At 36.4% G+C, this 10,154-nt stretch carries 8 protein-coding genes; 4 read left to right on the forward strand and 4 right to left on the reverse strand.

Annotated features, from left to right (window positions below; genetic code table 11):
* Positions 1-150: 150 nt before the first annotated feature.
* Genes ORL93_RS24810 through ORL93_RS24820 form a run of 3 tightly spaced genes read right to left on the reverse strand, consistent with a single transcriptional unit; the run spans position 151 to position 2,505 of the window.
* Positions 151-1,551 (reverse strand): nucleoside recognition domain-containing protein, encoded by a 1,401-nt coding sequence (locus tag ORL93_RS24810; RefSeq protein ID WP_018781980.1) that lies wholly within the window; start codon positions 1,549-1,551, stop codon positions 151-153.
* Entirely contained in the window at positions 1,529-2,251 is a 723-nt protein-coding gene (locus tag ORL93_RS24815; protein ID WP_018765527.1) for a FeoB small GTPase domain-containing protein, read from the reverse strand. Before ORL93_RS24815 ends, ORL93_RS24810 begins: the two co-directional genes overlap by 23 nt.
* Positions 2,248-2,505 carry a FeoA family protein gene (locus ORL93_RS24820; protein ID WP_006093576.1) on the reverse strand — a complete coding sequence of 86 codons (258 nt, stop codon included), beginning with the start codon at positions 2,503-2,505 and terminating at the stop codon, positions 2,248-2,250. The genes ORL93_RS24815 and ORL93_RS24820 overlap by 4 nt, the downstream gene beginning before the upstream one ends.
* A gap of 513 nt (positions 2,506-3,018) precedes the next feature.
* Here ORL93_RS24820 and ORL93_RS24825 point away from each other — a divergent pair.
* From ORL93_RS24825 to ORL93_RS24840, 4 genes are all read left to right on the forward strand, one after another.
* Entirely contained in the window at positions 3,019-3,921 is a 903-nt protein-coding gene (locus ORL93_RS24825) for a phosphate ABC transporter substrate-binding protein PstS family protein (RefSeq protein WP_018765526.1), read from the forward strand.
* Between the two features lie 69 nt (positions 3,922-3,990).
* On the forward strand, positions 3,991-4,881 hold the full coding sequence (gene pstC / locus ORL93_RS24830) for a phosphate ABC transporter permease subunit PstC (protein ID WP_026008547.1): 891 nt from the start codon (positions 3,991-3,993) through the stop codon (positions 4,879-4,881).
* A 2-nt stretch (positions 4,882-4,883) separates the two neighbouring features.
* Complete coding sequence (pstA, locus tag ORL93_RS24835; protein WP_006093578.1) at positions 4,884-5,801, forward strand: phosphate ABC transporter permease PstA; 918 nt, start codon at positions 4,884-4,886, stop codon at positions 5,799-5,801.
* Between the two features lie 169 nt (positions 5,802-5,970).
* The gene (locus tag ORL93_RS24840) at positions 5,971-6,495 is read left to right on the forward strand and encodes a P-loop nucleotide/nucleoside kinase family protein (protein WP_097795483.1); all 525 of its coding nucleotides are present in this window, start codon (positions 5,971-5,973) and stop codon (positions 6,493-6,495) included.
* Between the two features lie 72 nt (positions 6,496-6,567).
* Here the strand turns inward: ORL93_RS24840 and ORL93_RS24845 are convergent, their stop codons facing one another.
* Complete coding sequence (locus ORL93_RS24845) at positions 6,568-9,612, reverse strand: efflux RND transporter permease subunit (RefSeq protein WP_097795484.1); 3,045 nt, start codon at positions 9,610-9,612, stop codon at positions 6,568-6,570.
* Positions 9,613-10,154 lie beyond the last annotated feature (542 nt).

The raw sequence follows: 10,154 nt of genomic DNA on the forward strand, positions 1-10,154 counted from the left end.
CGCATTAACGAAAAGTAATCCACCCACCGCAAAATTCAAATGAAAGCGAGGAAGATAGGTGGTGAATAACTGTCCGTAAAAGCCCGATTGATGCGGGCCTTTACAGACAAGTGGGGATGAAGAAAACTCCCGACTGATAGAAGTTTCACTTTATACAAGCCCTAACCAATGTACCAATTGCGATGTGAGGAATGTAACAACAATGGCGATTACGGTAGGGATTGCAAACGATAGAAATGTCCATTTGGGACTTTTTGTTTCTTTATATATGTTAACCAATGTTGTTCCGCATGGGAAATGAAGTAGTGAGAACAACATTGTATTTAACGCAGTTAACCAAGTCCAGCCATGTTCTAAGAACAAGTTTTTAATTTGGTTTAAATCATCTAGTTCGGTTAAAGCACCAGTTGATAAATAAGACATTAATAAAATTGGAATGACAATTTCATTAGCTGGCAAACCAAGGATGAATGCAGCTAGAATAAATCCGTCAAGACCGAGTGATTTAGCGAATGGATCTAAGAAATTCACAAAATACATAAGTAGGCTTGTGTCACCAACATAAATATTTGCTAATACCCAAGTTAGCATAGCGGCCGGTGCAGCTACGATAACCGCGCGTTTTAAAACATATAATGACTTATCAAGTGTGGAACGTACAATTGTATTCCAAATTTTCGGCTTACGGTATGGTGGTAACTCTAACGTATAGTGAGTTGGGACGCCTTTTAAAGCGGTTTTTGATAATACCCAAGATACAGTTAATGTTACAATAACCCCAATTATAACCATTCCGACTACAACACCTGCCGTAACAAGTGTTTGCATACTGCCGGTATATCCAGCGGCCATGAATAATGATGCCATTAATATTAATGTAGGCCAACGTCCATTACATGGAACGAAGTTATTTGTTAAAATCGCTAACATACGCTCGCGTGGTGATTCGATAATACGTGTTGACATAATGGCAGCAGCGTTACAACCAAACCCCATTGCCATTGTTAATGATTGTTTTCCGTGAGCGCCAGAACGTTTGAATAAACGATCCATGTTAAAAGCAACACGCGGTAAATATCCGTAATTTTCCAATAAAGCAAACATAGGGAAGAAAATAGCCATAGGTGGTAACATAACACTAATTACAGCTCCAGTACCACGGAATAAGCCGAGAATTAAGATGCCATGTACCCAATTCGGTGCATTCATCGCTTGAAACCAAGCGGTTAAATGACCTTCTGCCCACCCGAAAAATTCAGCAATCATATCAGATGGCACGTTAGCTCCTGCAATTGTAAGATAAAAAATAATAGATAAAATTCCGAGCATAATTGGGAATCCGAATATAGGAGAAGTGAAAATTTTATCTAGCCTCTCTGAACGGTATAACTTATCAGTATTCGTGTATTGAACAGCTTCTTTACATATACTTGCGGAAGTTCGATAAATATCACCTACAATATCATCTCGTATATCATCTTTTGTAAGTGTTTGTGCATGTTGAACAATATAATCTAATGGAAGAGCCTTACTGGCTGAGTGAGATTTCATTTATTACGACCTCCCTTATCAGCGGCTCTTTATGATGTTTTTGAAGTGTAGCTAGAAAGTTTTTATCTCCATCTAGTATTCGTAGTGCAACCCAGCGTGCAGGGTATGTATCACCGAATACTTTATAAATTTGAGGTTCTAATTCCTGAATCATATTTTCAATTTGTTCATTATAAGTAATTTGAACAGGTGTAGGAATTAATTTTTTGCTAGCCACCTTAGCAATTACATTTAGCAAATGTCCGATTCCAACGCGGTTTCGAGCCGAAATTTTGACTACAGGTACACCCAGTGATTTTGCTAATTTCTTTTCATCAATGACGATTCCTTTTTTTTCTGCTTCATCGATTAAGTTAATACACACTATAACGTCGTTAGTCATTTCCATCACTTGTAACGCTAAATTTAAATTTCTTTCCATTGCAGTTGCATCTACAACTACTACTGTTACCTCAGGTTTTTCAAAAATAATATAATCCCGTGCAACTTCCTCATCTGCAGAGTTTGAATATAGGGAGTATGTTCCAGGTAAATCAATTACGGTATATACACTTCCGTTATGTTCATATTCACCTTCTGCTTTTAATACAGTTTTGCCAGTCCAGTTTCCGGTATGTTGTTTTAATCCTGTTAACGTATTAAACAATGTGCTCTTTCCGGTATTTGGGTTTCCTGCTAGCGCAATGCGATGGTTTTTCATACTAAATCATCTCCTATTAATCTCCCGAAAATAAGGGAACTTTCTTCACTACGCAGTGCAATGGTCGTATTGCTCACTTGATAAGCGGTTGGATCTCCGAGCGGGCTTCTTTGCAATACTTTAATAGTAGCTCCGGGAATAAAGCCTAAATCTAATAAACGACGTTTCATAGTTCCTTCTAATTGTATCTTCTCGATTTGTACAAACTGCCCTGTTTGGAAATTTGAAAGGGGTTTGATATTAGCCGATACCATAAAAGTTACCTCTTCTCTATATTTTTAGTGTTGGTTTAAAAAGTTTGCCGAGGGAAACTTTTTGTTACTAATATAGTAGACTACATGAAATGATGTTGTCAATTGGTACTTTAAAAATATTCAATTATTTTTAGAATTGTTCCAATTTATTGTGTTGTACAGAAAAATATTACTGAAATTATGTGGGATACATGTGGAGTGAACGCTATAAAGTTCAAAAAATAAAGAGATTTGTAAATGTATTTTTAATATAAGTAGTGAAACCAAGAATTTTATTTACAATACATTTACATTATTAAAAGTAAATTTACAATACGGGCAATTTTGTGTGGATTCTTTTGGTCTTTCTTATAAAAAGAGTTGGGATATATGGGTTTTTAGACTTATGACCTCTATTTACTTAAAATTAAAAATCGCTTAACACTAACACAATATTATTGTCCTACAATGAATTTGTGTTCGAAAGAAGTAGATGAATGTGAAAAAGCGATAATCCAAATGGGGGTACAAGACATGGTTATGAAAAAAGGTATTAAATTTTCGTTAGCGGCATTAGTGGTTGCTGGTGCTTTAGTTGGATGTGGCAAATCAGAAAGCACAGATAGCAAAGAAACTGCTAAAGGTAGTAACGATGCAAAACAAGAATTGTCGGGTACAATTGCGGCAGCTGGTTCTACAGCTCTTCAACCGCTTGCTGAAGAAGCGGGTAAAAAATTCATGGAAAAGAATTCGAAAGTTTCTATTCAAGTTCAAGGTGGCGGTAGTGGAACAGGGATTAACCAAGTAGCTTCTGGGGCGGTTCAAATCGGTAACTCTGATGTTCCAGCTGCAGATAAAATAAAAGATCCAGAAAAAGCGAAGGAATTAGTAGATAACAAAGTGGCAGGTATTGCATTTGCACTTGTTGTAAATAAAGATGTGAAGGTTGATAACTTAACTGTGAAACAAGTACAAGATATCTTCTCTGGAAAAGTTACAAACTGGAAAGAGCTAGGCGGTAAAGATGAGAAAATTAACGTGGTAAACCGTCCTGCATCTTCTGGTACACGTGCTACATTTGAAAAAACAGTTATGAAAGATGCGAAGATTAACGATGGAACAGGTACAACACAAGATTCTAACGGTGCGGTAGAACAAGCAATTAACTCTACTCCTGGTTCTATTAGTTATCTTGCAATGTCTTATATGGTAGGCGATAAAAAAGGTGCATTACAAACTGTGAAAATTGATGGTGCAGAGCCAAAAGTTGAAAATATTTCTGCGGGCAAATATCCATTCTGGTCTTATGAGTACATGGTAACAAAAGGAGAAGCGAAAGAAGCTACAAAAGCTTATATCGATTATGTAAAAGGTAAAGACTTCGAAAAACAAGTTGAAGATATGGGTTATATTCCAATGTCTAAACTGAATAAGTAAACATTTAACGGGCTGGCTGCGAGGCCAGCCTTGTTCATTTCAATCTATGAAGTGGGGTTGTGTCCTGTGATGAAGGGGAAAAAACAAATTAATTATGTAAAAAGTGAATATATCGGAAGAACGCTTGTTACGTTTTGCGGTATATTTATTGTTCTTGTTACATTAGCAATTATTGCATTTATTTGCGGGAAAGGAATTCAATCTTTTACGCAAAGTGGTATTTCATTTTCTGAGGTATTGACGTCAACAAAATGGAATCCGAATGCTGATCAGGGATCGTTTGGTGCTGTTATCTTTATTGTTGGCTCAATGCTTGTTTCATTAGGTGCGGTCGTTATTAGTGCGCCAATCGCGCTTGCTCTTGCGATATTTATGAACTTAATTTCACCAAAGTTTGGGAATAAGGTATTAAAGCCTGTTTTAGAATTGTTAGTTGGAATTCCTTCAGTAGTATATGGTTTATTAGGGGTTACCATTTTAGTTCCGCTTTTACGTGATTCATTCGGTGGTGTTGGTTTTAGTTTAATTGCCGGTATTATTGTGCTCAGTATTATGATTTTACCTACTATTGCTAGTATTGCTTCCGATGCAATACGTTCGGTTCCCTTTGATTATTTGGAAGCCTCTTATGGTTTAGGTTCGACGAAATGGCAAGCGATTAGCCGTGTTATTGTTCCAGCTGCAAAAAAAGGTATTTTAACAGGGGTCGTTCTAGGATTAGCTCGTGCTTTCGGCGAAGCGTTAGCGGTTCAAATGGTAATTGGGAATACTGTTAAATTGCCTGAAGGGATATATAGTCCAACGGCAACGTTGACAGGTATTCTAACAATGGATATGACGAATACGTTAAATGGAACTGCCTGGAATAACGCTTTATGGACATTGGCAATGATATTACTTGTTATTTCATTCCTGTTTATTTTAGTAATACGAGCAATTGGCCAAAGAGGTGAACGATAGCGATGAACGCAAGAAAAGTAAATAATATTTGGACGGGTATTTTATATGCAGTTGCAGCGTTTGTAGTAGCTTTACTTGTTTTCTTAGTATACGAAATTTTGCAAAAGGGTTGGGGTTTTTGGGATCCAAGTTTCTTGTTCGGAGAACCAAGCAATACAAGAGCTGGAGGTGGAATTGGTCCGCAGTTATTCAACTCTTTCTATATGCTTGTTATTACCTTAGTCATTTCAATTCCGCTTGGATTAGGAGCAGGGATTTATCTTGCGGAATATGCGAAACAAGGACGCTTTTTAGGATTTGTTCGTTTATGTATTGAAACGATGGCATCACTACCTTCTATTGTTGTTGGGTTATTTGGTTTATTAGTGTTTGTTACAATGACTGGTTGGGGCTATACGGTAATGGGAGGAGCGCTTGCTTTAACGATTTTAAATTTACCGGGTCTAACGCGTGTTTGTGAAAGTGCGATTACGGAAGTTCCGTCTAATGTAAAAGAAGCGAGTCTTGGGCTTGGTGCAACAAAATGGCAAACGATTGTGCGAATTATTATCCCCACAGCATTGCCGCAAATTATTACGGGGGTTATTTTAGCTGCGGGTCGTATATTTGGTGAGGCAGCGGCGTTAATTTATACAGCGGGATTAACATCACCGATTTTAAATTCTGCTGCCGATTTTTCAAGTCCTGCACACCCGTTGAATCCATTTCGACCAGCTGAAACATTAGCAGTTCATATTTGGAAATTGAACTCTGAAGGGATTATTCCAGATGCGAAGTTAATTGCGACAAAATCAGCAGCAGTCTTAATTATTATGGTATTACTCTTTAATATTATTGCCCGTTTCACTGCATCTGTACTTCATAAACGTTTTACGGGAGCTAAGAAATCTCGTAAAACAACGAAAGCCAAAGCGGCTTAAACGCTTGTACCCTAAATGGATAAGAAGCTCTCTGTTTATAAAAAAACAGGGAGCTTTTTTGTGTGAAGTGAATCCGGTAATCTCGGTTATAGCAGGAGTATGAAGATAAAATATTGTATATATACCTGTGTATGTAAATGCTGAAATGGAGATGGAGAGGAAGTTTTTCATGTTTTTTCTACAAATGTCAGGCTTTCCGGGTTCGGGAAAATCAACACTTTCTAGACGTATAGCGAAAAATACAGGTGCAATTGTTATTGATCATGATATTGTGAAAACGGCCTTACTAGAGTCGTTGGAAACTCGTCAAATTGAAACAACGGCCGCTGGTGGAATTTCGTATGAAATCGAATGGGCGCTAATAGATTTTCATCTATCCATGGGGCATAGTGTAATATTGGATAGCCCGTGTCTCTATATAGAAATGGTGGAAAAGGGGACGATCTTGTCTAGGGAACATCGTGTGAAATACAAATATATTGAATGCTATCTTAATAATATAGAAGAAATTAATAATAGGCTAAAGACACGAGAACGAATGATAAGTCAAATTGAGAAAGTGGGATCTGAAGAAGTGTTTAAAGAAGGGTTAGATGGTAGTAAACGACCATCTGATTTTACATATCTTATTGTAGATTCTGGGAAGCCTTTAGCGGATTATATTGATGAAGTGATGACGTATATGAATGAGTAGTCGTGAAATTATAATTGTATATTATAGTAGAAAAAACGTTATCTTCAAAACAGAAGATAACGTTTTTTGGTGTTAAGCTTTTGGTGTATCTATAGAAGAGACTACTTTTCTGCGTGAGCGTCGTTTTTTACCGAATTTATCTAACAGTTCATACATAACAGGGACGACAACTAGTGTGAGCACAGTTGAAACTGCTAAACCACCGATTACAACAACCGCTAAACTTTTTGATACCATACTGCCGGCTTGTGATTGGCTGAATAATAATGGTAACATCGCTACTATTGTTGTAATGGCTGTCATAATAATTGGTCGTAGCCTTGTAGAGCCTGCTTCTAGTAAAGCTTCCCGTGTCGTCATGCCGTGTTCTCTATTTTGTTGAACACGTTCTATTAATACAATGGCATTGGTGACTACGATACCAATTAACATTAATGCACCGATTAGTGCATTTAAATCGACTGGTGTTCTTGAAATGATTAATCCTAAAATACCGCCAACAGCAGCTAGTGGTAAAGAGAATAAAATCGCAAATGGGGCGCGTGCTTGCCCGAAAGTAATAACCATAATTAAATAAACAATCCCGATGGCGATACCCATGATTTTGAATAAATTTGTAAAGTCTTCTTGCATTGATTCAGTTGCACCAGCAATTTTAACTTTCGCACCGTTTGGTAGGTCTAATTCTGAAATAGCTTTGTTCACTTCAGTGTTTACTTTACTTAAATCTTCATTTGTTGCTTCGGCAGTTATTTGAATGGTTTCTTTTCCATCTTTATGGAAAATTTCTGTTTGTAATCGTTTTTCTGAAATGGTTGCAATATCTTTTAAAGGAATTGATCCTGCTATAGGTGATAAGATGTTTGTGTTAAGAATATCTTCCTTGTTACTTATCTTTTCTTGTTTATGTTCCAACATAATGGTTGTTTTCTCATCATTAATTGTCAGTTGCCCAATTGGTGATTTTTTCATAAGGAATGTAACTTGTTGTCCGGCTGTTTCTGGTGTTAATCCAACTTGTTCCGCTTTCTTTTGATCAATATCGATTTGCCATTCTTTTTTTGACTCTTCTCGATTTGTTTTTACTTTAGAAAGACTGTCTATACTTTTTAGTTTTGTTTCAACGACATCAGCAGCTTTTTTTAAATTTGTCTCATTGTTTGCTGTCACATTAAATTGTAAGTTGTTTCCTCCGCCGGAATTAGAATAGCTTGCTTTTGTATAATCGAATTCGGCTGGTTTAAAGTCTGCATGCTCTTTTTTAAGTTTTTTGATATATTGATCGATATCTGTTCCTTTTTTGAAGACTACAGCAATAGATGCAAGGTTATTTTTAGTTGTAAATCCAAACTGTGCATCTTCAGCACTGGAACCCATTCGTAAAATAACATCTTTTACATCGCTGTTAGAAAGTAATTTTTTTTCAAAATCAAAGGCTGTTTGCTTTCTAGATTCAAAATCGTAATTTGCTGGGAATGTCATCTGAATTGAAAGCATCGTATCGTCTTCTGATTTGATATTTGCTTTTGGAAGTAATATATAAGCAGCAATCGATCCGGCAAATAATAAGAAAGAAGAAAATAAAATAATAAACTTATGTGAAAGGGCCCACTTTAAAGTAGCTGTATACTTTCTTGAAGGTTTCGGTGTACGCTGCCTTGTTTTTCTCAGTAATAAAAATGCCATAAGTGGAACAACGGTTAAGGCCACCACTAGTGAAGAAAGTATAGAGTATACAACGGCCAATACCATAGGTAACATTAGCTTACCGATTGTACCTGATACAAGACCGATAGGTAAAAAGACAGCGACTGTTGTTAAAGTAGAAGAGGTAATCGCAACCGCTACCTCTTTTGTGGCGTCTAGAATGATGTCTTTTGAAAAATGTTCTTTTTGTAAGCGCCGGAAGATATTTTCAATGACAACAATACTATCGTCAACAAGTCGACCAACCGCTACTGCTAAGCCCCCGAGAGTTAAAATGTTTAATGTAACATTAGATTGATCAAGTAAAAATAGTGTTAGTAAAATGGATAACGGAATACTAACGACAGCGATAAGGGTTGTTCGAACGCTGCGTAAAAAGATTAAAATAATAAATGTTGCAGCAATTGCTCCTAAAATGACTTCTTTCCCCATGCTCATAACTGCATTTTCAACTTGTTCGTGAGTAGAGGATATTAATTTAATTGTATAAGTATCTTTATATTCTTTGCTTATAGTTTTTATTTTTTTATCAATTTCTTTTCCGATTGCAACAGCATTTTTGCTAGGTTCTTTCATAATAACTAATCCAGTTCCCTCTTCGCCATTCACATGTGAAACGGTATCAAAATGTTGTTTTATTTTTACTTGAGCTATATCTTGTAATTTGATTTGAGGGGTAAGTGACATGTTTTTTATTTCATCTACATTCTTGACATTTCCAATGACGCGTAGGCTGTGGTCTTCGTTATTGACAGTAACTTGACCAACTGGAGTGGAAGTTTCTTTTCCTTGTAAAGCGGCTAATACTTGCTGTGGTGTTACGTTTTTATTTTTCATTTCATTTGGGTCTAAGAGGATAGATAACTCGGATGTTGATTTACCGTAATACATGACGTTAGCAACGCCGTCGATATTTTCAAGTTGCGGGATGATTTCTTCTTCAATCTGTTTTTCGTCTGCTTTTGTAAAACCATTCTGTTTTTGAACGGTAATTTGTGCAAGTGGAATCATAGAGGTATTAAGTTGACTAACGACGGGTCTTGTAATTTCTTTTGGGAAATTTACGTTGCTGGTAATTTTTTCGACCTCGCGTGTAGCATCCTTCATATTAGCTTTAGATGTATACGCGATATCGATACGAGATAAACCTTCATAAGTAGAAGAAGTTATTGTATCGACGTGTTCCAAATTTCGAAACTTTTTTTCGAGCGGTTCGGTTACTTCTTTTGTCAATGTTTCAGCATCTAGCCCTTGAGACATTGTAGTGACAGTTATTGCGGGATTATCGACGCTGGGTAGAAACTCCATCGGTAATTTGGAGCCGGAATAAATGCCGAGCACAGAAATGAGAAAAACCATGATGATGATAGCGGCTCGATTTTTTAATGAGAATTTTGGTAACCTATCCATAAAAATGATTCCTCCGTTTAAGTTGTTTTTTAGCCTACTTCGTTACTATATAACAAAATCTGGATATCTTTCATTAATTAAATGTAAAAAAATTCTAAATTTATTCTTAAGTAGCGAGTGAATAGGGTTTTGTAAGGAAGAGCTAGAGAGTTGGCTGGGTATTTTATCCTTTTAAAATTCTGTTGAAGTCAGGAGGAAGAAAATCCATTTAAATATGAAATAAAGAGGCGAAATTATTAAGTGGAAAACTTTTTTAGTTTTTTTAAAAAAACACTTGTGATTTAAAAATAAGGATGGTATATTAATAAACGTCGCTGATGCGGAACACGCAGAAAGTGAAAAAAAGAAATTAAAAAACTTAGTTGACATCGAAAAATGAAGATGCTAACATAAGGAAGTCGCCAATCGGCGATGGACAAGTTCTTTGAAAACTGAACGAAACAAACAACGTGAAACGTCAATTTTTATTTTAGATGCTAGACAAACTAACTTTATTGGAGAGTTTGATCCTGGCTCAGGATGAACGCTGGCGGCGTGCCTAA

Origin of the sequence: Bacillus sp. DHT2 (genome assembly GCF_026241455.1) — a bacterium.
In the GTDB taxonomy this organism is placed as follows: Bacteria; Bacillota; Bacilli; order Bacillales; family Bacillaceae_G; genus Bacillus_A; species Bacillus_A pseudomycoides.